Origin of the sequence: Arsukibacterium sp. (genome assembly GCF_018402695.1) — a bacterium.
GTDB lineage: Bacteria > Pseudomonadota > Gammaproteobacteria > Enterobacterales > Alteromonadaceae > Alishewanella.
The window spans coordinates 277357-299006 of record NZ_JAGYIM010000019.1 but is presented as its reverse complement, the minus strand read 5'-3'; the positions used below and the strand labels follow the sequence as shown (position 1 = coordinate 299006).

Genomic DNA, 21650 nt, shown 5'->3' with positions numbered 1-21650 from the left:
TTACAGACTGTGGCTAAAGAAACCCTATATCTCGCCGATATACTGAAACAGACGTTCAGTATATCGGGCATATCATGATAAAAAAAAGTATTCTCATCACCTTTAGCTGCGCGGCGCTGTTAATAAGCGGCTGCAGCGTGTTACCCCTCAGTCAGAATGACGACTCGCATAACCCACAACTCACTACAGACACGCCCTACATTATTACCGAACCTGGCGCTCGCACTGAGCAAACAGCGCCTGACTATCAGTTGACAGCCTATCCTGCAAGCGGCGGGTTCTACGCCAGCCATAAACAACTGGACGACTATGTCGCTGAGTTAGCTATGCAGCTTTACCAAAATAGTGCGGCGCCGGCTGCTGATTACCGGCTTGCTGTCGCAGGCTTTGCTGAGTTAACCCCGTCACGGAATAATCTGCACCCGCTCGGCAATGCCCTGGCAGAGCGCTTTTTACAGCAAATGCCACGTTATGGCATCACTATGGTCGATCATAAACTGACGGGTGGTATTAAACTTACTGCACAAGGTGATGCGGTATTCAGCAATCGGGCCGGTCAGGTAGCAGCCAATCAGCAAATAGATTACATCCTCAGTGGCACCGTGCAACAAAACCAACGCGGTGCCCAGGTAAATGTGCGGATTATGCATTTAAAAAACAAAACTATACTGGCCAGCGCCAGCCAGTTTATTCCGCAGTTTGTGTTAGATAGTGATCAGCATGGTTGGTAGCGAAATCCCGCTCAGCTTTCGCAGGGAAAAACATTAGTCTTATTTTTGGTGAGGGCGTCGTCAACTGTTTATGCATGGGCCAAAGATACCATTCACTTAAGCCGCTTATTCTGTTAGACTTTTGCCCGTTGAATTACCACCTACTTGCCCTATAGTTAAATGGATATAACGGCCCCCTCCTAAGGGGCAGTTGCAGGTTCGATTCCTGCTGGGGCAGCCATCTTCGGCATCTCAATCTGGACGTACACCAAACAACCTAAAGACCTGGGTTACCGATACTAATCAAATCACCAATTTGTAAGTGGCTTAGCAGAGTCGGGGTGCTGGCGCTGGCCCAGGCAGTGTCGGTGCTAACGTCGGTAAGCTTCAGGTTGATCGGGCTTTTATGCAGCTTTTCCAGACCATCTTTGCCAGCAAAACGTTGAATCTGCATCACGGTGATGCTGTCACCGGCCTTCAGCCCCTGCCGGCTGCCCTTATCGATCGCCAGTTGATGTTGGTCGATATGGCTAACTTGCGCCAGTAATCCCTGGCACTGGGTTTGCTGCTGCAGATCTTTAGCGACCGCTTTTAATACAGTATCAATTTTCTGACCATAGGGCTGTTGCCAGAACTGCTGGCTATGGCTGCCCGCAATGGCGGTTTCAGCCTGCCAGTCTGCCTGTGTGCGGTATTGTTGCTGATATATAATCTGGTTGTTGAACAAATCAAAAAGTGACACATCCAGCGCAAAGTAGCGTTGATAACGGTCGTCCTGCCAGAAACGGCTGATTTTTTTACCTAGTGATAAGTCACTTATGTTGGTCAACAAAACAAATTGCTGGCCGTCCGAGAAGAACTGCCGATTCACTTTGTTGCTCATTGCAGCCGGTTGTATGCTGTAATCAAGAGTGGTTACAAACAGTGCAGGACTGTAATCCTGCATATGGCGCGACAGTTGTGCCGTTATATTTTTATCCAGTGCAAACAACTGACCATAAACGGCATCCTGGCGGGCGCCAAGGGCAACCTGGGCCAGTAACAGCGGTTTTTTCTGCTCAGCGCCATCACAACTTTGTTGTTGCAGCAAAATTTCGGCCTGCAGCGTAACGGTTACCATGTCGTTGTTGTAGTGTTCATTTAGCAGGCGTATCTCACGAATTTCTGAGCTACTGTCCAGCGTCAGCTGATGCTGCTGCATAACCCCGGCTACCAACTGTTGCTGGCTGGTTACCCTTACCCCGGCAAATAAAGCGGCCCTTTCAAGAGCATCAGAAATGGCGGCTTGCTTAGCTTTGCCAATATCGCCTTGCTCTATTGGTGCCTGCCCTGTCATTTCATACCAGTTGGCACTTAAAGGTGCACTAAGCAATAAAGCGCAGCAAGAACTGATCAAATATCGTAATTTCATAGAGGGCCAATATTGCGTTGCAATTATCTTCATTTCTTAGTTAAAGCAAAAACTGTGCCTTTGTTAAACCGTGACCCATGGCAGCAGCGGCATACCGGGGCGTTTTTAACTGCATTTAACCCTGCCAACGGGAAGGTGGCGCAGAATTTGCTTTAGAAGCCAGTAGAATCGATAGCAATAATTCAGGATATACCCTGACTACGGATGCCTTATGAAGAAAATAGCCTTTATCACATTTTCTGCACTATCTGCCCTGATGTTAAGCAGTTGCAGCCAGATTTTTGATAAGCATATTGAGTATACACCGGTTAAGCCCGACGCCTTTCCTCTGCTACATGCTGTTGGTATGGCGCCTATTTCGTTGCAGCCGGGTGAGTCTGACAGTCAGCGGATTTTACTGGCTATGCGGGCGTCTAAGCTGGAAGCTTATCGCGAGCTTGCTGAGCAGGTATATGGTCAAAGAATTGACAGTAGCAATAGTGTCAGGTCTATGGTGGCCGGCAATGATCAGTTTGGGACGTCGGTGCAAGGGGTAATTCGTGGCGCAAGGGTCGTAAAAACTTATGCGCTGGATGATGCTTATATTACTGAGTTAGAGCTTGATTTTGAGCAGGTGTATCATTTGTATCAAAACGTCTATCCACGTCAGACTATAAAAAGCATTCACTATTATTAACGATTTCAGATCCGCAGTCCGGCAGTAGTATCAGGCTTTGATGCCTTTACCCATGTTGTCAACGGTGGGTTTACCTTTATTGGTGTAGGTTAAGCCAGACTTTCCTCTTGCTGACAATAACTCTGTTTTCAGGCGTTGCAGTGTCAGCTGGCTTTGCTCCAGCGTTAGCTGATTGACATCATTTTGCTGTTTACAGTCAGCGAGTAGGTGTTCTAACGTAGCAACCTGCTGGGTGAACCAGGGTTGCTCTCTGGCGGTTTGCAGCAGTTCATTTGCAGCAATGCGGCTATCGGTGGCTTGGATCTCAGCGAGCAAGGTTTGTTTCTGTACTGTATTAGCGTTAAGGCTATCGATATCGCGGGCGGCGAGGGCGGCAAGTTCTTGCCGTAATAACAACAGCAACGCGTCCAATTGCGTTTGCTGTTGTTGTAGCAGGGAGCTCAGAGGTTCAAATTGGCTGTTCATTATTTATTAAACAAATCACCTTCGAATTGCATAATCCGCCGGGCAAGTTGCTCAACATTTACCTTGTACTTGCCTTCGGCAATGGCCTGCTTGATTTTATCAACCTTCTCCTGATCGATGCCACTGGCAGCATTGGCCTTTTCCTGCAATTTAGTAAATTGCTTAGCCTGTGGTGTTATCGATACCGAGTCCTGGCGCTGTGCTGCACCTTGCTGGGTTGCCTGTTGCGTTGCATTTTGCTGCACAGCGGCTTGCTGCCGCTGTGAAGTCTGATCAACTTTGTCATTCTTTACCTGAGACGTATTCTGCAGGTTATTGATATTTATCGCCATGATAGAACCTCTTTACCTTAAACCAGTTCCCTATGTTCAGGTTAACGGCTGAGCTTTAAAAAACTTTAATTTATTTTTTAAAATTTTACTCTTACCTGATTAACAGCAACCACTTCTGTCTGAATTGTCCGGCCAGACTGTTGATTTTGTACCGATATGGTATCGCCAAGTGTGCCATCCTGTTCTGCGATACCACTGGCCGATACACTAAGGCCACTGTTGTCAATCAGTATTGTAACAACATCCCCGCGGCAGACAAGACAAAGATCCTGCATTGTAATTAGTTGGCCGTTGTTCATTGCTCTTTTACTTCTGGCGCCAACTATCTGACGCGGATCGCTAACCAGATTACCGCGGACAAAGCGCCGCTCTTTATCTTCTGTCTGTAGCATATCGGCTGTGATCACCGTACCTGTAGCAATATTTTGGCGCACCGTGACGGTCTCAACCATTTCAGTCACTTTAACCGGGATATAAAGTTGCCACGGCCCGGGCTGATTGCATCGGATACTGACGGTAAACTGGCGGGAATTTTTGTGTTGTGGCCGGCTAAATTCAGGCGCGTCAGCACATTGTTTATTACCGATGCGATTGTCCAGTGGCACCACCTCTATTTGAGTAGCGCTGTTGCTGCTGATATTAAGTTCTTGCTGTAGCCATTTTTGTGTCATTTCAGTCAATTGCTGCGGGCTATATTGGGCGACGTCTGATACGTTGGCCCAACTCAGATTACTGATAAAAAATAATAAGATAAAGACAGTCGGATAAAATTTATCGTACTTGTTCATATGGTTTCAGCTATGCTTTGGGGGCTAACAGTTATACTATTGCCGGTGTAACTTAAATTAATATTGCAAGGTGGCTGAACCACATAAACGGGTTTAGTGCCTGTTGCAATTTACTCTGGCTGCTTCATTGTGATATCGCCACAGGCGTTACTGCAATAATAACGCCAGAATGTAGTAACAGGAGTGGCATATGGCCAGCATATTAGATTCCGTCAATCAGCGCACCCAACTCGTCGGTCAGAACCGCCTGGAGTTGCTGATGTTTAAATTGGCCGGCCAGCAACGATATGGCATCAACGTATTTAAAGTACGCGAAGTACTACAATGTCCAGCGCTGACTGCCATTCCCAGACGGAATAAATATGTGCGGGGTATTGCCCATATCAGAGGGCAGACTATTTCAGTAATAGATCTTAGCCTGGCAACCGGTGGTAAGCCGGTTGCCGATCTCAGAACTGCCTTTATCATTATCGCCGAGTATAATCGTTCAGTGCAGGGGTTCCTGGTCAGTTCAGTGGACCGCATTATTAATATAAACTGGGAAGCAATAATGCCGCCGCCAAAGGGAACCGGCGGTAAGCAGAGCTATTTGACGGCGGTCACCGAGATTGACAAAGAACTGATCGAAATACTCGATGTAGAGAAAATTCTGGAAGAGATCTCACCGTCGCCAACCACAATAAGTGATGACATAGATACGGCAACCATTAGCAGCGACCTGGGAGACCGGCTGATATTAATTGCTGATGATTCCACCGTAGCCCGCAACCAGGTAAAAAGAGCGCTGGAGGGGCTGGGGGTTAAAATGCACCTGGTCAACAATGGCCGCGAAGCGCTCACCTATCTACAACAGGTTGCGAAAGAATGTGAAGCATCAGTTACCGAAAAAGTGGGTTTACTGATCTCTGACATAGAAATGCCGGAAATGGATGGCTATACCCTTACCGCAGAGATAAGGCTTGATCCACAACTGAAAAACCTGCATGTTATTTTGCATACCTCGTTAAGTGGCGTGTTTAACCAGCAAATGGTGCAAAAAGTGGGCGCCAACGATTTTATTGCGAAATTTAATCCGGATGAACTGGCAGAGTCGGTGCAAAAGTGGCTGCACGCAAAATAAGCGCTAAGGGCGAGTAGTGACCAATAAAGAGCTACAGGAAGGCGAGTATAAACTGTTTCGGGATTTTCTCGAGCAGCAGTGTGGCATTGTGCTGGGGGACAACAAGCAATATCTGGTAAAAAGCCGGCTTGGCCCCCTTATGAACCGTTTTAATATTGCCACCTTATCTGAGCTGGTTGGTAAAACCTTAAGCCCGTTTGAGCGGCAATTACGCTCTGCCGTAATCGATGCAATGACCACTAACGAGACCTTATGGTTTCGGGATACCTATCCCTACGAGTTATTGAAAAAACAAATTCTGCCGGAACTGGAAAAAAGTTGCCGCACCCTGAAAATCTGGTCGGCGGCCAGCTCATCTGGGCAAGAACCCTATTCAATTGCAATGACCGGTCTGGAGTACCAGCAAAGCCGGCCGGGATCATTTAGCCTGGGCCTGAACATTCTGGGTACCGATATTTCGAATACCATGCTTGAACACTGTCAGCGGGCCGAGTATGACGGCCTGGCGCTATCAAGAGGCTTATCGCCAGAGCGGCGCAGCCGGTTTTTTGAAGATAGCGGCAACGGCATGATGCGGGTAAAAGATTTTGTCCGTAAAAACGTCAGTTTTCGGCATTTAAACCTGCTTGACAGCTACACCCTGTTGGGCAAATTCGATATTATTTTTTGTCGCAATGTGCTTATTTACTTCTCTCCTGATTTAAAAGCAAAAATTATTAAACAGTTTGCCCAATCACTTAATCCCAGAGGCTATTTGTTTCTGGGCGCCTCAGAATCTATTTCCAGTGTCAACAACGATTTTGAAATGCTCCGCTGTAACCCTGGCATTATTTATCGTAAAAAGGTTTAACCTCCGCTGCTGAAAAACTGGCCTGTGTTTTGCATTTGATTTGCCATAGTTCCAGTTAAGGTGGCAAAAAAATGGCAATCAGTTTTGAAAAAGCATTTGGTATGCACCCTCATGCATTATTAATTCGTGAAAAACGCTCTGAAGTGTTGGCCGAAAATATTGCTAATGCTGATACCCCGGGCTACAAAGCCAAAGATGTTGACTTTCAGCAGGCACTGCAATTAGCGAAGTCCCGCCAGGGACAAAGCGCCAGCCGCACTCATGAGCAGCATTTTCATATTGCTTCCACTATGGCGAAAGACAGCTTATACCGTCATCCAGATCAACCTGACACCGGTGATGGTAACAGTGTGGATATTCATCGCGAGCGCAATGCTGTCATGCAAAACAACCTGGAGTACCAGGCCAGTTTAACTTTCCTAAATAGCCGGATTTCAGGGCTGAAAAAAGCACTTACCGGTACAGGTCAATAATTATGAGCATCTCAAAAGTATTTGATATTGCCGGCAGCGGCATGACTGCACAGTCGGTACGAATGAATACCACAGCCAGTAATATTGCTAATGCCAACAGCGTTAGCAGTAGCGTGGATGAAACCTATCGTGGTCGTCATCCGGTATTCGCCAGCGAGTTATCTGAGGCAAGACGGCAGCAGGGTGACAGTGCAGGGGTAAAGGTGTTGGGTATTGTCGAGTCAGATGCCCCCCTTAACGTGGAGTATGCGCCTAATCATCCATTGGCGGATGAAAATGGCTATATCTACAAACCTAATGTCAACATTATGGAAGAGATGGCCAATATGATTTCTGCTTCCCGCTCATACGAGACCAACGTCCAGACCGCAGATGCAGCAAAGCAAATGATCATGCGCACCTTGCGAATGGGCCAGAGTTAATAAGGAATAGCAGATGAGTACTATTAACAATAACCCGACCAATACTAACCCTGCATTAGATGGCATGTACTGGGAAAACGGCAATAAAGTGCCGGAAAAAAATAACGGCGCCCTGACCCAGTCTGACTTTTTTGCGTTGCTGACCCAGCAACTGGCTTATCAGGATCCCACCAAGCCGGTGGAAAATGATCAGATGATTGCCCAAATGACTAATTTTACTATGGCTGATGGTATTGGTTCACTTAACGAGAGTTTTAAAGGGCTTTCTGAAAGTATGACCTCTAACCAGGCATTGCAGGCCTCGTCGCTGGTTGGCCGCACGGTACTGACACAGTCAGATGAAATTGTGTTTACCGGTGACTCCTTATCGCGGGGCCACATAAATCTCGATCGGGCAGCGGACAATATGCGGGTTAGGATTGAAAAGCCCAACGGCGAGTTGGTCACCAATTTTGACGTCAACAGCCCGGCAATGGGTAAAAACGAATTTGTCTGGGATGGCACTGATGCTAATGGTGAACCAATGCCACCCGGTGTCTACAAAATTAAAGTTGAAGCCAGTTTTGCCGGGGAGAACGAGTCGATACCAGTAAATGTGTTTACCCCGGTATCCAGCGTAAGCCTGGCAGGCAATGGCAAAGGAATTACTCTTAATCTGGTTGGGTTAGGGGCAGTAAAATTAACTGATGTTCTGGAAGTTTCTTACGGTTAAGCAACCGTTTAAGGTGAGGTGATTTATGAGTTTTCAAATAGCGTTAAGCGGCCTGGCTGCTGCCCAGAAAGATCTGGATACCACGGCAAATAACATTGCCAACGTCAACACCACCGGCTTTAAGGAGTCTCGTGCTGAATTTGCCGATGTTTATGCAACATCTATTTTTTCATCGGGTAGAACCAAAGTGGGTGATGGTGTTACTACGGCTACAGTTGCCCAGCAGTTTAACCAGGGGTCATTGCAATTTACTAATAACTCTCTGGACCTGGCAATTACTGGTGAAGGCTTTTTTGCAACAACACCTGATTTACAATCACAGGATTTAACCTACACCCGTTCCGGTGCTTTTAAGCTGAATAAAGATAACTTTATTGTCGATAACCGCGGCAACTTTTTGCAGGGGTTTACCGTTGATCCGGTAACGGGTGAGAACAGTTCAGTGAGCTTAAGTACGTCATCACCTATTGCTATTCCAACGTCAGCAGGGGCACCACGCGAAACCAACAATGTGTTTCTTAGCATGAATGTCGATTCAAGGGCGCTGGAAACCGCAAGTCTGGGGTTTGATGCCACCGATCGTGCGACATACAATCACTCCACCTCAGTTACGGTGTACGATAGTTTGGGTGAGTCGCATATTCTGACCACCTATTTCAGGAAAGTGGATACCACTGCGCCAGATCCATCACAGTGGGAAACATTTGTCGTATGGGATGACCAAACCGCTTCCCCCATTCCGGGTGACGATATTTATTTCGATTCGAGTGGTAATTTTGATACGACCTTGGGTATTCCGGAAGTACGCTTGCCTGCCGCATTATTAAATGACCCGGCAAACGGCTATTTAACTAACGGTGCCCAGTATGCAAATGACGTGGTAGTTAACTTTCGGGATGCTTCGGGCACGCGGGCACCCACGCAATATGCTTCAGGCTTTGATGTCAATAACCTGAGCCAGGATGGTACGACTGTAGGCAGCCTGACCGGCGTAGATATTGATTCATTTGGGCGTGTTCTTGCCACTTACAGCAACGGCGACTCATCATACCTGGCGCAGGTAACACTGGTACGCTTTGCTAATGTCCAGGGCTTAAAACAGGTCGGTAATACCTCCTGGAAGCAAAGCCTGACCTCAGGCGAGCCTATCGGCGGCCAGGGCAATACTGGTACTTTCGGGGCGGTAAATGCGTCGGCGCTCGAGCAGTCCAACGTTAACCTGACCACGGAGCTGGTTGATTTAATCAGTGCGCAGCGTAACTTCCAGGCCAACTCACGGGCATTAGAGGTTAACAGCACCCTGCAACAGACCGTCCTGCAGATCCGTTAAGTTTAACCCCCTTCCTACGCTCAAAAACGCTACCTTCTGGTGGCGTTTTTTTATCCAATTTAGATTCTTAAGCTAACTGGCATTAAAGTTGCTTTACAATAGCAGAGACGTTTAACGGAGCGCGTTATGGACCATTTGTTATACATCGCCATGAGTGGTGCCAAAGAAAATATGCATGGCATCAGCGTGCGGGCAAACAACCTGGCTAACAGCAATACCGTTGGCTTTAAAGCCGATTTTGAACAGGCCCGTGCTATGCAGGCATTTGGTGAAGGCCTGCCATCCAGAGTGTTTGCCATGACGGAACAGCCAGGTCAAAACTTTGACGCCGGCCCAATGATCATGACTGAGCGGGAGCTGGATATTGCTATCCAGGGGGATGGCTGGTTTGCCGTGCAGGATGAAGATGGCAACGAAGCCTACACCCGCGCTGGTAACTTACAACTTAGCCCCACAGGCATGTTGGAGACAGCAAGCGGCCGGGCAGTCATTGGCGATGGCGGCCCAATCCAGTTGCCGGTGCCGCTGGCTAAATTAGAAATTGGTCAGGACGGCACTATTAGTGCGTTGCCGCAGGGCGCGCCAGCGAATGCGCTGGAAGAAGTTGGCCGGATAAAACTGGTTAATCCAGTGTATGCCGATCTTACCAAGGGTACTGACGGCTTGTTCCGGCGCAAAGACGGCCAGCCGGCAGCGGCAGATATCAACGTCAGCCTGTTACATGGCGCCTATGAGGGCAGCAATGTTAATGCCGTGGGTGAAATGACTTATATGATAAGCCTGCAGCGTCAGTTTGAGCTGCAGGTGAAAATGATGAAGAGTGCCGAAGAAATGGACCGCCAGCAGAATGCTTTGCTACGGATCATGGGCTAGTTAACTGATTAATGGGCGACAGCCCGGGAGGTAGCAGATGCATCCAGCTCTGTGGATAAGTAAAACCGGATTAGACGCAAAGCAACGCGATATTTCGGTTATTTCAAATAACCTGGCAAACGCCAGCACAGTTGGCTTCAAAAAAAGCCGGGCAGTGTTTGAAGACTTGCTCTATCAGAACGTTAATCAGCCTGGTGGACGTTCGTCGCAAAACTCTGAGTTGCCAAACGGTTTGATGATCGGCGCCGGTACCAAAGTGGTGGCCACGCAGAAGAACTTTACCCAAGGCAATATGATAACCACTGAAAACAGTCTGGATATGATGATCCAGGGCCATGGCTTTTTTGAAGTGCTGATGCCGGACGGGACAACTTCTTATACCAGAAACGGCCAGTTCACGGTGGATGGCGACGGCAATCTGGTAACCTCTGGTGCCGGTTTTCAGGTGCAGCCCAATATTGTGATTCCGCCTGATGCCACCAGTATTACCGTGTCTCAGGATGGCGAAGTGTCGGTGCGTCTGGCAGGCCAGGTTGATAATGCCGTGCTGGGCCAGTTAACCGTTACCAACTTTATTAACCCGGCTGGCTTAGAACCGACGGGACAAAATCTGTTTAAAGAAACCGCGGTCAGTGGCGATCCGGTGCAGGGCATTCCGGGTCTGGAGGGACTGGGCATTATTGTTCAGGGCTCGCTGGAAACGTCTAATGTCAATGTTACGGAAGAGCTGGTCAGTCTGATTGAATCGCAGCGGGTTTATGAGATGAATTCAAAAGTTATTTCCTCGGTCGATCAGATGCTGGGTTTTGCTATTCAGCAATTATAAGCGGAGGGGTTATGCGTATTCTTGTTTCGGTTTTATCAGCAATTGTGGCAGCAGTATTATTATCTTCATGCGCAGCGACCCAGCAGCCTTTTGAAGATGATCCCTATTATTCGCCAATACCGCCGGAACCGGCACCGCGGCCGGTGCTGAAAACCGGCTCGCTGTTTGCCCAGCATCACTCCAATAACTTGTATTCTGATAATAAAGCGCGGCATGAGGGCGACATTATTACTGTCGTACTGCGCGAGCGGACTCAGGCGTCGAAGCAAGCAAAACACGAAACTGAAAAAGAAAGCAGTGTCAGTGTTGATCCAATGATTGGCCTCGGTGGCCGGGCAGTATCTGTTGCCGGCAATGTGTTGCAATTTGGCGCGAGCTCTAACTCGGAATTTACCGGTGATGCCAAAGCAGATCAAAGTAACAGTCTGGTGGGCGATATTTCAGTCAATGTATTGCAGGTGATGGCCAACGGCAATTTAGTTATTCGTGGCGAAAAGTGGTTAACCTTAAATACCGGTAAAGAATATATCCGCTTAACCGGGGTGATCCGGCCACAGGACGTTGATGTCAATAACACCGTTGAATCAAACAAGATTGCTAATGCCCGCATTGAATACAGTGGCACCGGTGCGCATCATTATGGCCAGTCACCCGGCTGGCTGAACCGTTTCTTTAATGGCCCGCTGTGGCCATTCTGAGCAATGTGGCGATGTTAATCAGCACTTTGAAGTGCCCAGATGACTTTTTCAGAGGAAAGACTATGTTGCGGATAAAATGGCTTGGCGCTCTGCTGGTATTCCTTGCGATATTACCGGCAGAGGCGGCTCGGATCAAAGATGTTGCCGATATCGATGGGGTGCGGTCTAACCAGCTGGTGGGCTATGGTTTGGTGGTGGGATTGCCGGGCACCGGTGAACAAAGCCCGTTTACCGAGCAGAGCTTTCGTACCATGCTGGCAAATTTCGGCATCAACATGCCGGCGGGGCAGCGCAGCCAGATAAAAAATGTGGCGGCGGTGGCGGTGCATGCGGAGTTACCGGCATTTGCCAAGCCCGGGCAGACTATTGATATAACCGTGTCCTCTGTCGGCAGTGCCAAAAGCTTGCGCGGTGGAACCTTGCTGCAGACGTTTTTAACCGGCCTTGATGGCAATGTATATGCGATTGCTCAGGGCAGTTTAATTGTCAGCGGCCTTGGGGCTGAAGGCCTGGACGGCTCACGCATTCTGGTCAATACGCCAACGGTAGGGCGCATTCCTAATGGGGCCATGGTTGAGCGCGAAGTGATCTCTCCTTTTGGTAATGGCGACTTTATTACCTTTAATTTAAAGCGGGCTGATTTTACGACCTCAAAAAGACTGGCTGAGGTGATTAATCAGTTTATGGGGCCGGAAACGGCTTACTCTCAGGATGCCAGCTCTGTGCAAGTCAGGGCACCGCGCGACATGTCGCAACGGGTGTCGTATTTGTCTACCCTGGAAAATCTGGAGTTTGAGCCGGCCGATCATTCAGCCAAGATTATTATCAACTCCCGAACCGGTACTATCGTTATCGGTAAAGACGTCAGACTGTTTCCGGCGGCGGTTACCCATGGCGGTTTAACAGTCACCATTGCCGAGAACCCAGAGGTGGTGCAGCCAAACCCCTTTGGTGAGGGCGTGACGGCAATAGAGGAGAATTCAATTATTGATGTTACCCGGGAAAACTCGCGGATGTTTAAATTCGACCCGGGCGTGACGCTGGACGATTTGGTTCGCACCGTAAATGCGGTAGGTGCAGCACCGGGCGATTTAATGGCCATTTTAGAGGCACTAAAAGAAGCTGGCGCCATCCATGGCGAGCTGGTGGTGATCTAACATGAGCCTGACTAAAACCCAAGTGTCTTATCATGATGTCAACAGCCTGCAGAATATCAGAACTGAGGCCAAAACCGATGAAAAAGCCGGGTTACGGCAGGCTGCGGAGCAGTTCGAAGCTATTTTTATGAGTATGCTGCTAACCAGTATGCGTAAAGCCAACTCTGCATTTGAAGCCGAAGGCATGATGAATAGTCAGACCACGGAGTTTTATCGTGATATGCATGACAGTCAGTTATCTACCGATTTAGCTCAGAAAGGCGCACTGGGTCTGGCCGATTTACTGGTACAGCAGCTTGACCCAACGGCCGGAGTAAATCGTCCGGCCAAAGATGCAGACCTTAAGATGCCAGGCTCGGCCAGTTTTAATCCGCTGCCACAGCGGCCCGACGCCAGCAAGGCAGTAAACAACAGCGAAATCAGCGCCGGGGTAAGACAGGCATTGCAGGCCATTGTTCAGTCGCCAGCCGCTGCACCGTTAAATGCCAGTAACACAGCACCTGCTGAAACGGCTGCCACTTCACCGTTAAAACAAGCAGACTGGCAGATTAGCTCGCCACAGGAATTTGTCCGTAAATTATTGCCGGCGGCAAAGCAGGCAGCAAAAGCGCTGGGGCTGGACCCAATGGCAATGATTGCCCAGGCCGCACTTGAAACTGGCTGGGGTCAGCGCATGATTAAAACCGCCAAAGGTGATAACAGTTTTAATTTGTTCGGCATTAAAGCTAATAACAATTGGCAGGGCGACAGTGCGGTAGTCGATACGCTGGAATTCCGGGGTGGGGTAGCCCAGAAAGAGCAGGCAAGGTTTCGCTCGTACGGCTCGCCAGAGCAAAGCCTGCAAGACTATGCCAGCTTTATCAGTGACAACCCGCGTTATCAGCAAGCATTGCAGGTAACCGCGGAGCCTGCTGCCTATTTTAATGAATTGCAGGCAGCAGGCTACGCCACTGATCCTGAATATGCCCAAAAATTATGGCGGTATATCAAAGCCCAACTTTCAATCAGGTGCGGGCCGAGTTAAATGCCACTCAAGATTTTAATTTTGGCGCCGATGAATAGCATGTTAGCCACCCGATGTGGCAACGGAGCACCCTATGTCAGATAATTTATTACGAATTGGTACGTCAGCGGTATTAGCCAGTAATACCTTGCTTAATACTACCAGTAATAATATTGCCAATATTAATACTCCTGGTTATGTAAGGCAGCGCACGGAATTTGAATCGCAAATTCTTGGGCTGGGAGTGGGTAAAGGCACGACAGAGCGGCTGGTCAGCGAGTTCACACTGAAACAAATGCGACGGGATACGTCAAATTTCACGTACGCTGAAGCCTATGTCAGCGAGGCCAACCGGGTAGATTCGTTATTTTCCAACCCCGCGAATAGCATTGCAACGGGCATCAATGATTTGTTCCGTCAGGTACAAATTGCGAACAACGAACCCGCGACCCTGGCAAACCGGCAGTTGATCATTGGCAGTTCCCAGGCACTGCTAGATAAGTTTGATACCTTGTCCAGCCTGGTACTTGATCAGGAAAGTTTTGTTAATCAGCAGATGGAAATTTATGTTGATGAAACGAATGGTTATATAAAACAAATTGCATCCCTGAACAAAGAAATTGCCTCCTATGGTACCGGTTCCAGCAGGCCTATCCCACTGGATTTGCTGGATAAGCGCGATAAGGCAATTCTGGACCTGTCAGAGATGGTTGAGATTAATACCCTGGACGCGGCCAACGGTGAAAAACTGGTGTTTATGACAACCGGTCAGGCCATAGTCGTTGAACAGGGTAACTTTAATCTGATGGCCCTGCGTGGTGATCCGGACCCGTCCCGGCGCGAATTACAACTGGAGTTGTCAGCCCGCAGCTCAATTACCCGCGATGTCAATGTGAAAGAGGTCGGGGGTAAAATAGGTGGCTTAATTGCGTTTCGAGAGGAAGTGCTGGACCCCACCCAAAACAGGCTGGGGCAACTGGCCCTATCGATGGCTGATGCCTTTAATAGCCAGAACCGATTGGGCATGAATTTAAATGGCGAACTGGGTGGAGATATTTTCCGGTTACCTGCTGCTAACGGACTGGCTCTGAGCAGTAATACCGGCACTGCTGTGGTCAGCAGTGTTATTGAGCCTGGAAAAGGCACCCAGTTGCCGCCAAATGACTTTTTAGTAACCGTTACGGCTGCAGATGAAATAACGGTGCAAGCGCTGGATGTTAAAGGCAATGTTATTACGGGATCTGACAAAGTGATTAGCGGCCTGACATTTCCGGCAACGATTAATTCAGACGATGTGGCTTCTGACGATTTATTTGGATTACAGATTACTATTGATGGGGCACCTGCGGTTAATGATCAATTTATTCTGAAACCGCTGGCGACCGCGTCACGCACCATTAATATGGCGACAACCCGGCCAGAAGATATCGCGCTGGCATCGCCGGTACGCACTGAATTTAATGTGTCGAACTTGGGTAATGCCCAAATCGAGGGTTTAGCTGTTACGGATACGACGCCGGCGACTGCACCGGACTATGGCTTTGAGGCAAGCGCGGGTTTAGTTAATGGTCCCTGGCAAATGACCTATGTTGGCGGTGATACCTTTGAAATTGTTGATAATCTGGGTAACCCGGTGGCAACTGCTGCATTTGGTTCCGGCCAGTACCAGAACATTTTTGAGCAGGCAGGGGTAGATGTCGGCTTTGATTTCTCGGTAACCGGGGTGCCGAGTATTGGTGATACATTCAGTATCGCCTATAACGCGGGCGGTTTTAATGATAATCGCAACGGTCTGGCCATGGCGGCTCTGCAAACGGCAGATACAACCCGGTTAAATGCTCTGTCAACCAGTACCGGCGTTAATTCGGTCAGTTTTAATAAATCGTACGGTGAAATGGTCAGCTTAATCGGTGAGCGGACTAATCAAGCCAGAAATTCCGAGCAGGCGTCACAAGCTTTATTGGAACAGACCACTGCCTGGTACGAATCATTGTCGGGGGTGAGTTTGGATGAAGAAGCGGCTAATTTGGTGCGCTTTCAGCAAACTTATGCTGCGGCGTCTAAAATTATTTCCACGTCTCAAACGGTGTTTGACACCTTATTAGCCGCGGTGAGGTAATAGTATGCGTTTGTCATTTAATATGAAGTTTAATCAGGGCTTGAATGGCATTCTGGACACTAATGCCAAAATGAACCGGGCGCAAGACCAGTTAACCAAACAGACCCGTATTTTAACGCCTGCTGATGATCCGGCGGCGTCTGCAAAAGTGCTGGGACTGGATCAAAGCATTGAACAAGTAGACCAGTATCAGAATAACAGTGTGCTGTTGAAGAATAACCTGGCACTGGAGGAGACGGTATTTACTAATATGCGGCAATCGATGGATCGGGCCAGAACGTTGACCATCGCCTCTGGTAATGGTGCTTATACTGCCGAAGATCGTCAGGCTGTGGCGCAGGAAATGAAAAATATTCAGGTTGAGCTGCTGGATCTGATGAATACCCGAAATGCCGAAGGTGGTTATATTTTTGCTGGTTTTCAGGATAAAACCCAACCCTACGTTTTAAATCCGGCCTCTGGTGAATATGAGTTTCAAGGTGACGATGGCCAAAAAGCGTTGCAAATTTCTCCAACGATCGTGTTACCCGGCAATGACAGCGGAAAACTGGTATTTGATGATGTCAATGGCCGCTACAAAACAACGGCGGCGGTGATCAGTAGTGGCGGCGCTACTGCTGCTGAAATAAATATGGTGGATCAAAGCCGGTTTGACAACTTTTACAAACAAAATTATGACAGCCTGACCCCGGCAAACAATGACTTTAATGTAGTGCTTACCGCGCCGTCAAATTATGAAATTCAGCGTGATGGTGTACCGCTGGTACCGCCGGTAACCGGAACCTTTACTCCGGGCGAGGCAATTAATTTTCAGGGCCTGGCCATTACGATTGAAGGGGCTGCTGCTGTGCCGGGCCAGGTAGACTTTTCCCTGCAACCGCCAGAAAAGAAAAATATCCTGACCACCTTGGGGGAGTTTATTACTGCACTGGAAGACCCCACTATTGATATCTCCGGCTTTAACGAGGCGATCAGCGATTCACTGTCACAGATCAGTGCGTCTTCAACCAAAATAGACAGTTTTTTGTCCACTATTGGTGGCAGGGTGAATGTGTTGGACAGTGTGTTTGGCACCAATGAAGATTTAACGATTAATAACAAATCGTACCGGGCTGATCTTGCAGAAGTTGATTATGCAGCAGCGATAACCGAGATAACCAAACAGGAAATTGCACTGGAAGCTATTTCGGCAACGTTTACCAAAGTGTCTGGTGTTAGCCTGTTTGACTATATAAGATAAATTGTATCCACACGCCTGGCATTCGCCATGCAAATCAAAAATAGTGAAAATTAATTCAAGTTATCCGAATTTCCACCGATAAATAAGTATCAGGCAGATAAATCAGGAATTAAGGGCTGATTTATCACTAGTTACGGAATATCGGGAGCATTATCATGGCTTTATACGTAAACACCAACACATCTTCGTTAAATGCCCAGCGTCAGCTGTTTAATTCTGGTAATTCATTGGATACCGCTTTTAAACGCTTGTCTTCCGGTTTCCGGATTAACAGCGCTGCTGATGATGCTGCTGGCTTGCAAATCAGTAACCGCTTAACCAGCCAGATTAATGGCCTGGATCAGGCGGCCCGTAATGCGAATGACGGTATCTCTCTTGCCCAGGTAGCAGAAGGGGCGATGGATGAAATTACCAATTCATTACAACGGATCCGTACCCTGGCTATTCAATCGCAAAATGGTATTAATAGTTCCACAGACCGGGCTGCGCTTCAAAAAGAAGTTGCCCAGCTAAAACTGGAGATAAGCCGGGTCGCGTCCACCACGCAGTTTGGTGAAACGAACCTGCTAGCGGGTGGCTTCTCAGCGACTTTCCTGGTAGGGGCCAACGCCGGCCAGAATATTGATATCCGTTTATCGCGTGCAGCGGGTTATGGCACTACATCATTGGGTTTAGACGGATTATCGGTATCCTCAGTGGGAGGCGCTTCTGCTGCATTAGCGCTAATTGACGATGCGATTGGTGTCATCGATGGCACGCGGGCAGATTTAGGTGCTATTCAAAACCGTTTTCAGGCAACGATCCGCAACTTAACCAATATTTCAGAAAATGTTGCCGGCGCCCGCAGCCGGATCCGTGATACCGACTTTGCTAAAGAAACCGCAGAGTTAACCCGGACCCAGATCTTGCAGCAAACCAGTACTACTGTGCTTGCCCAGGCCAACCAGCGGCCGCAGGCAGCATTAAGTTTGCTGCAGGGCTAACCAGCACACCCCCTTATCAAAAAGCCACCGCCCGGTGGCTTTTTATTTTAAATGAGTTAAAATCAGAAATTGTATTGAAATTGCTTTTTTTTAATATTATCTAAAGTTTTTCTATTTTATTCCGATATATATATTACACGTTTTAACAGTTATCTCTGTGATAAAGGCGATTTCTGTTAGTGTTTAATTTAATATCAGGAGAGTAACCATGGCTTTATATGTCAATACTAATACATCATCATTAAATGCCCAGCGGCAGTTGTTTAACTCCGGAAATTCTCTGGATGTGGCATTCAAACGTTTATCATCAGGCTTTCGGATTAACAGCGCTGCAGATGATGCGGCGGGCCTGCAGATCTCTAACCGCTTAACCAGTCAGGTGAATGGTCTTGATCAGGCTGCGCGAAATGCCAATGATGGTATTTCCCTGGCTCAGGTTGCAGAAGGCGCAATGGATGAGATAACCAACTCATTACAACGGATCCGTACCCTGGCTATCCAGTCGCAAAATGGTATTAACAGTTCGTCAGACCGGGCGGCCCTGCAAAAAGAAGTTGACCAGCTGAAGCTTGAAATGAGCCGGGTTGCTGACACGACCCAGTTCGGCGTCACAAATCTGTTAGCTGGTGGGTTCTCTGCTTCATTTCTGGTAGGTGCTAATGCTGGCCAGAATATTGACATCAGACTCTCGCGGGCTGCCGGTTATGGTACAACATCATTGGGCTTAGCTGGACTTGATGTAAGCACCGTAGGGGGGGCGTCAGCAGCCTTGGCGTCAATCGACAGTGCTATTGGTATTATCGATGGCACCCGGGCTGACTTAGGTGCAATTCAGAACCGGTTTCAGGCTACTATTCGTAACCTGACTAACATTTCAGAAAACGTCTCAGGTGCCCGCAGCCGGATCAGGGATACCGACTTTGCTAAAGAAACGGCGGAGTTGACCCGTACTCAGATCTTGCAACAAACCAGCACCACTGTGCTGGCTCAGGCAAACCAGCGGCCACAGGCAGCATTAAGCTTACTGCAGTAAAACCGTAAGCCGGGATAGTATCCCGGCTGCTCTAGGCTTTTACAAAGGAGCAGTAATATGACACTTGTTGTGAACAGCAACCAGTCGTCTCTGGCTTCGCAACGCTTGCTCAGTAATGCTACTGCCGGTCTTTCAACCAGTTTTGAACGGCTGGCTTCCGGTCTGCGGATAAACCGGGCGGCAGACGATGCCGCCGGATTGGTAATATCCAATGTGTTAACCAGTCAGGTTAATGGTTTGGACCAGGCAGTACGAAATGCCAATGACGCGATATCATTGGTACAGGTGACAGAAGGCGGTATGGATGAAATCCAGACTTCCATTCAACGGCTGCGCGTACTGGCTATTCAGTCTGAAAACGGCATTAACAGTAATGCTGATGCTGCGGCATTACAGCAGGAATTTGATGAGTTAACCGCGGCTATTCAGAATATTGCAGACAATACGGAATTTGGTGGCATTAAGTTACTTGATGGATCGGTGTCTGCGGTCGTGTTTCAGATTGGTGCCAATGCCGGCCAGCAAATCAGTATTGACTTGGCAACCGGCTACGGCAGTGATGCCAGCGGGTTAGATATCGCCGATATTACTCTGGGTACAGATGATATTGCTGATACCCTGCAGCGGCTTGACAATGCGTTGATAACCGTCGACGGTGCCAGGACAGATCTGGGGGCCTGGCAAAATGTGCTGGAAACGACCATTCGTAACCTGAGTAATATTAGTGAAAATGTTTCAGCCTCACGCAGCAGGATCAGAGATACCGATTATGCCAGAGAGACCACTGAATTAACCCGAACTCAGATTATTCAGCAAAGTAGTACGTCAGTATTGGCGCAAGCTAATCAGCGGCCACAAGCGGCGCTAAGTGTGTTGAACTAAGGTGTAGCACAGAGTCAGTAGCAGAGTAAAAACTGGGTTTAGCCTGCGTTAACAGAGTAGGTATTGTAAAAGCCATGCTGGATTTTTTCTGCATGGCTTTTTCTTGGATAAAAATAAATAAAAAAAATTAAATTTTTTCCTAAAGTTCTTCAGCATGCTGCCGACAACCTGATTAAGCCAAGTTGCAGCTTGGCTCAGATAGCGGGATACCCGTATTTTTAATCATAGTCTGACGTAGTTATTTACCGAAGATTAAGGAGTGACTCATGGCTTTATATGTCAATACCAATACTTCGTCGCTAAATGCTCAGCGGCAGTTATTTAATTCAGGCAACAACCTTGATACAGCGTTCAAACGTTTATCTTCAGGTTTTCGGATTAACAGCGCCGCTGATGATGCGGCCGGCTTGCAGATTTCAAACCGCTTAACCAGTCAGGTTAACGGTTTGGATCAGGCCGCACGTAACGCCAACGATGGTATTTCTGTGGCGCAGGTAGCTGAAGGTGCAATGGATGAAATCACCAACTCATTACAGCGTATTCGTACTCTGGCAATTCAGTCGCAAAACGGTATCAACAGTTCAACTGACCGTGCTGCCCTGCAAAAAGAAGTCACTGCGTTAAAAGCAGAGATGAGTCGTGTTGCAACTGATACCCAGTTTGGTACTACCAACTTGTTGGACGGTAATTACAGCGCCAGCTTCCTGGTAGGTGCGAACGCCGGCCAGAATATCAATGTGTCTTTAACGGCCAGTGGCGGTTATGGCACTACGGCGCTGGGTTTGGCCTCGCTGGATATCAGCACTGTGGACGGTGCGGCCTCTGCACTGGCGTTAATCGACACTGCAATTGGTAGCATTGATGGTACCCGTGCTGATCTGGGTGCTATTCAGAACCGGTTCCAATCTACAATCCGTAACTTAACCAATATCTCTGAAAACGTATCAGGCGCCCGCAGCCGGATCCGTGATACAGATTTTGCCAAAGAAACGGCGGAACTGACCCGGCAGCAGATCCTGCAGCAAACCAGTACTACGGTATTGGCGCAGGCAAATCAGCGGCCACAGGCAGCTTTATCGTTATTGGGTTAAACTAATACGCGTAGCGGTGAAAGCCTTAATTAAAGCTTTCGCCCTGCGCGCCGATAAGGAGGCTGGGTATGAGCAGCATTAATACAATGAGTGCAACACCGGCAAAGTTTGTCCCTGTTGCTGATAGTGTCGGTAAGCCCGCCAGTGCTGAGCCGCTTAAAGTAAGTCAGGCTGAAACCGCTAAAGTCGTAACCCCGGTTATTGACGTTAGTAAAGCCGAATTGCAACAGGCGGTAGATGTCGTTAATCAGGCGGTCGCACTGGAACAGCGTTCGCTGAGTTTCTCAATTGATGATGTGTCGGGGCGTTCGGTCATTAAAGTGGTAGACTTTGCAACAGATGAACTGATAAAACAAATTCCTTCTGAGGAGTTGTTAAAAGTTGCTCAGGATATTAAACGATTACAGGAAGAAATGGGGCAATCTATTGGCCTGTTAATTGATAACAAAGTGTAGA

General features: G+C 48.2%; 24 protein-coding genes and 1 tRNA gene. 21 read left to right on the top strand and 4 right to left on the bottom strand.

The window, feature by feature from the left end:
• Positions 1–74: 74 nt before the first annotated feature.
• Positions 75–731, top strand: coding sequence for a FlgO family outer membrane protein (locus KG631_RS12880; protein ID WP_214000107.1), 657 nt, complete (start codon positions 75–77; stop codon positions 729–731).
• Between the two features lie 145 nt (positions 732–876).
• A tRNA-Arg gene (locus KG631_RS12875) sits at positions 877–951 on the top strand.
• 36 nt (positions 952–987) lie between these two features.
• Here the strand turns inward: KG631_RS12875 and KG631_RS12870 are convergent.
• Positions 988–2046, bottom strand: coding sequence for a flagellar assembly protein T N-terminal domain-containing protein (locus tag KG631_RS12870; protein WP_214000106.1), 1059 nt, complete (start codon positions 2044–2046; stop codon positions 988–990).
• A 286-nt stretch (positions 2047–2332) separates the two neighbouring features.
• Between KG631_RS12870 and KG631_RS12865 the strand changes: the two genes are divergently transcribed.
• Positions 2333–2797, top strand: coding sequence for an LPP20 family lipoprotein (locus tag KG631_RS12865; protein ID WP_214000105.1), 465 nt, complete (start codon positions 2333–2335; stop codon positions 2795–2797).
• A 30-nt stretch (positions 2798–2827) separates the two neighbouring features.
• Here KG631_RS12865 and flgN read toward each other — a convergent pair whose 3' ends face one another.
• From flgN to flgA, 3 genes are all read right to left on the bottom strand, one after another.
• The gene (gene flgN / locus KG631_RS12860) at positions 2828–3262 is read right to left on the bottom strand and encodes a flagellar export chaperone FlgN (RefSeq protein ID WP_214000104.1); all 435 of its coding nucleotides are present in this window, start codon (positions 3260–3262) and stop codon (positions 2828–2830) included.
• On the bottom strand, positions 3262–3594 hold the full coding sequence (flgM, locus tag KG631_RS12855) for a flagellar biosynthesis anti-sigma factor FlgM (protein WP_214000103.1): 333 nt from the start codon (positions 3592–3594) through the stop codon (positions 3262–3264). The genes flgN and flgM overlap by 1 nt, the downstream gene beginning before the upstream one ends.
• A gap of 77 nt (positions 3595–3671) precedes the next feature.
• Positions 3672–4382 (bottom strand): flagellar basal body P-ring formation chaperone FlgA, encoded by a 711-nt coding sequence (flgA, locus tag KG631_RS12850; protein ID WP_214000102.1) that lies wholly within the window; start codon positions 4380–4382, stop codon positions 3672–3674.
• Positions 4383–4572: 190 nt separating this feature from the next.
• Here flgA and KG631_RS12845 point away from each other — a divergent pair, with 190 nt between their 5' ends.
• The 18 genes from KG631_RS12845 (at position 4573) to KG631_RS18950 (ending at position 21649) form a co-directional block, all read left to right on the top strand.
• Positions 4573–5502 (top strand): chemotaxis protein CheV, encoded by a 930-nt coding sequence (locus KG631_RS12845; protein ID WP_214000101.1) that lies wholly within the window; start codon positions 4573–4575, stop codon positions 5500–5502.
• A gap of 16 nt (positions 5503–5518) precedes the next feature.
• Entirely contained in the window at positions 5519–6352 is an 834-nt protein-coding gene (locus KG631_RS12840) for a protein-glutamate O-methyltransferase CheR (RefSeq protein WP_214000100.1), read from the top strand.
• 71 nt (positions 6353–6423) lie between these two features.
• Positions 6424–6825, top strand: coding sequence for a flagellar basal body rod protein FlgB (gene flgB / locus KG631_RS12835; RefSeq protein WP_214000099.1), 402 nt, complete (start codon positions 6424–6426; stop codon positions 6823–6825).
• Between the two features lie 2 nt (positions 6826–6827).
• Positions 6828–7247: a flagellar basal body rod protein FlgC gene (gene flgC, locus KG631_RS12830; RefSeq protein WP_214000098.1), complete on the top strand. Its 420-nt coding sequence runs from the start codon at positions 6828–6830 to the stop codon at positions 7245–7247.
• A 13-nt stretch (positions 7248–7260) separates the two neighbouring features.
• Positions 7261–7959 (top strand): flagellar hook assembly protein FlgD, encoded by a 699-nt coding sequence (locus KG631_RS12825; RefSeq protein ID WP_214000097.1) that lies wholly within the window; start codon positions 7261–7263, stop codon positions 7957–7959.
• Positions 7960–7984: 25 nt separating this feature from the next.
• On the top strand, positions 7985–9289 hold the full coding sequence (gene flgE / locus KG631_RS12820; RefSeq protein ID WP_214000096.1) for a flagellar hook protein FlgE: 1305 nt from the start codon (positions 7985–7987) through the stop codon (positions 9287–9289).
• Between the two features lie 126 nt (positions 9290–9415).
• Positions 9416–10162: a flagellar basal-body rod protein FlgF gene (gene flgF / locus KG631_RS12815; RefSeq protein ID WP_214000095.1), complete on the top strand. Its 747-nt coding sequence runs from the start codon at positions 9416–9418 to the stop codon at positions 10160–10162.
• Between the two features lie 37 nt (positions 10163–10199).
• Positions 10200–10988 carry a flagellar basal-body rod protein FlgG gene (gene flgG, locus KG631_RS12810; RefSeq protein ID WP_097112206.1) on the top strand — a complete coding sequence of 263 codons (789 nt, stop codon included), beginning with the start codon at positions 10200–10202 and terminating at the stop codon, positions 10986–10988.
• A gap of 11 nt (positions 10989–10999) precedes the next feature.
• Positions 11000–11686: a flagellar basal body L-ring protein FlgH gene (flgH, locus tag KG631_RS12805; RefSeq protein ID WP_214000094.1), complete on the top strand. Its 687-nt coding sequence runs from the start codon at positions 11000–11002 to the stop codon at positions 11684–11686.
• A gap of 62 nt (positions 11687–11748) precedes the next feature.
• Positions 11749–12843, top strand: a complete 1095-nt coding sequence (locus tag KG631_RS12800; protein ID WP_214000093.1) for a flagellar basal body P-ring protein FlgI — start codon at positions 11749–11751, stop codon at positions 12841–12843.
• Between the two features lies 1 nt (position 12844).
• Positions 12845–13867: a flagellar assembly peptidoglycan hydrolase FlgJ gene (gene flgJ, locus KG631_RS12795; RefSeq protein WP_301003800.1), complete on the top strand. Its 1023-nt coding sequence runs from the start codon at positions 12845–12847 to the stop codon at positions 13865–13867.
• A gap of 73 nt (positions 13868–13940) precedes the next feature.
• Positions 13941–15965 carry a flagellar hook-associated protein FlgK gene (flgK, locus tag KG631_RS12790; RefSeq protein ID WP_214000092.1) on the top strand — a complete coding sequence of 675 codons (2025 nt, stop codon included), beginning with the start codon at positions 13941–13943 and terminating at the stop codon, positions 15963–15965.
• 4 nt (positions 15966–15969) lie between these two features.
• A complete protein-coding gene (gene flgL, locus KG631_RS12785) occupies positions 15970–17205 on the top strand; it encodes a flagellar hook-associated protein FlgL (RefSeq protein WP_214000091.1) in 1236 nt (411 codons plus the stop codon).
• Positions 17206–17360: 155 nt separating this feature from the next.
• Complete coding sequence (locus tag KG631_RS12780; protein ID WP_214000090.1) at positions 17361–18188, top strand: flagellin; 828 nt, start codon at positions 17361–17363, stop codon at positions 18186–18188.
• Between the two features lie 208 nt (positions 18189–18396).
• Positions 18397–19221, top strand: coding sequence for a flagellin (locus tag KG631_RS12775; RefSeq protein WP_214000089.1), 825 nt, complete (start codon positions 18397–18399; stop codon positions 19219–19221).
• 57 nt (positions 19222–19278) lie between these two features.
• Positions 19279–20103 carry a flagellin gene (locus KG631_RS12770; protein WP_214000088.1) on the top strand — a complete coding sequence of 275 codons (825 nt, stop codon included), beginning with the start codon at positions 19279–19281 and terminating at the stop codon, positions 20101–20103.
• 266 nt (positions 20104–20369) lie between these two features.
• Entirely contained in the window at positions 20370–21194 is an 825-nt protein-coding gene (locus tag KG631_RS12765) for a flagellin (RefSeq protein ID WP_214000087.1), read from the top strand.
• Between the two features lie 68 nt (positions 21195–21262).
• Complete coding sequence (locus tag KG631_RS18950; RefSeq protein WP_301003799.1) at positions 21263–21649, top strand: flagellar protein FlaG; 387 nt, start codon at positions 21263–21265, stop codon at positions 21647–21649.
• The last annotated feature ends 1 nt before the right edge of the window (position 21650 follow it).

What these genes read in the sequence shown, in the direction of transcription:
- flgC (WP_214000098.1), top strand. Translation starts at nt 6,828, where the DNA reads ATGAGCATCTCAAAAGTATTTGATATTGCCGGCAGCGGCATGACTGCA.
- KG631_RS12765 (WP_214000087.1), top strand. Translation starts at nt 20,370, where the DNA reads ATGGCTTTATATGTCAATACCAATACTTCGTCGCTAAATGCTCAGCGG.
- flgL (WP_214000091.1), top strand. Translation starts at nt 15,970, where the DNA reads ATGCGTTTGTCATTTAATATGAAGTTTAATCAGGGCTTGAATGGCATT.
- flgE (WP_214000096.1), top strand. Translation starts at nt 7,985, where the DNA reads ATGAGTTTTCAAATAGCGTTAAGCGGCCTGGCTGCTGCCCAGAAAGAT.
- flgG (WP_097112206.1), top strand. Translation starts at nt 10,200, where the DNA reads ATGCATCCAGCTCTGTGGATAAGTAAAACCGGATTAGACGCAAAGCAA.
- KG631_RS12865 (WP_214000105.1), top strand. Translation starts at nt 2,333, where the DNA reads ATGAAGAAAATAGCCTTTATCACATTTTCTGCACTATCTGCCCTGATG.
- KG631_RS12880 (WP_214000107.1), top strand. Translation starts at nt 75, where the DNA reads ATGATAAAAAAAAGTATTCTCATCACCTTTAGCTGCGCGGCGCTGTTA.
- flgJ (WP_301003800.1), top strand. Translation starts at nt 12,845, where the DNA reads ATGAGCCTGACTAAAACCCAAGTGTCTTATCATGATGTCAACAGCCTG.
- flgF (WP_214000095.1), top strand. Translation starts at nt 9,416, where the DNA reads ATGGACCATTTGTTATACATCGCCATGAGTGGTGCCAAAGAAAATATG.
- flgN (WP_214000104.1), bottom strand. Translation starts at nt 3,262, where the DNA reads ATGAACAGCCAATTTGAACCTCTGAGCTCCCTGCTACAACAACAGCAA.
- KG631_RS12770 (WP_214000088.1), top strand. Translation starts at nt 19,279, where the DNA reads ATGACACTTGTTGTGAACAGCAACCAGTCGTCTCTGGCTTCGCAACGC.
- KG631_RS12825 (WP_214000097.1), top strand. Translation starts at nt 7,261, where the DNA reads ATGAGTACTATTAACAATAACCCGACCAATACTAACCCTGCATTAGAT.
- flgM (WP_214000103.1), bottom strand. Translation starts at nt 3,594, where the DNA reads ATGGCGATAAATATCAATAACCTGCAGAATACGTCTCAGGTAAAGAAT.
- flgK (WP_214000092.1), top strand. Translation starts at nt 13,941, where the DNA reads ATGTCAGATAATTTATTACGAATTGGTACGTCAGCGGTATTAGCCAGT.
- flgH (WP_214000094.1), top strand. Translation starts at nt 11,000, where the DNA reads ATGCGTATTCTTGTTTCGGTTTTATCAGCAATTGTGGCAGCAGTATTA.
- KG631_RS12775 (WP_214000089.1), top strand. Translation starts at nt 18,397, where the DNA reads ATGGCTTTATATGTCAATACTAATACATCATCATTAAATGCCCAGCGG.
- KG631_RS12845 (WP_214000101.1), top strand. Translation starts at nt 4,573, where the DNA reads ATGGCCAGCATATTAGATTCCGTCAATCAGCGCACCCAACTCGTCGGT.
- KG631_RS18950 (WP_301003799.1), top strand. Translation starts at nt 21,263, where the DNA reads ATGAGCAGCATTAATACAATGAGTGCAACACCGGCAAAGTTTGTCCCT.
- flgA (WP_214000102.1), bottom strand. Translation starts at nt 4,382, where the DNA reads ATGAACAAGTACGATAAATTTTATCCGACTGTCTTTATCTTATTATTT.
- KG631_RS12780 (WP_214000090.1), top strand. Translation starts at nt 17,361, where the DNA reads ATGGCTTTATACGTAAACACCAACACATCTTCGTTAAATGCCCAGCGT.
- KG631_RS12870 (WP_214000106.1), bottom strand. Translation starts at nt 2,046, where the DNA reads ATGACAGGGCAGGCACCAATAGAGCAAGGCGATATTGGCAAAGCTAAG.
- flgB (WP_214000099.1), top strand. Translation starts at nt 6,424, where the DNA reads ATGGCAATCAGTTTTGAAAAAGCATTTGGTATGCACCCTCATGCATTA.
- KG631_RS12800 (WP_214000093.1), top strand. Translation starts at nt 11,749, where the DNA reads ATGTTGCGGATAAAATGGCTTGGCGCTCTGCTGGTATTCCTTGCGATA.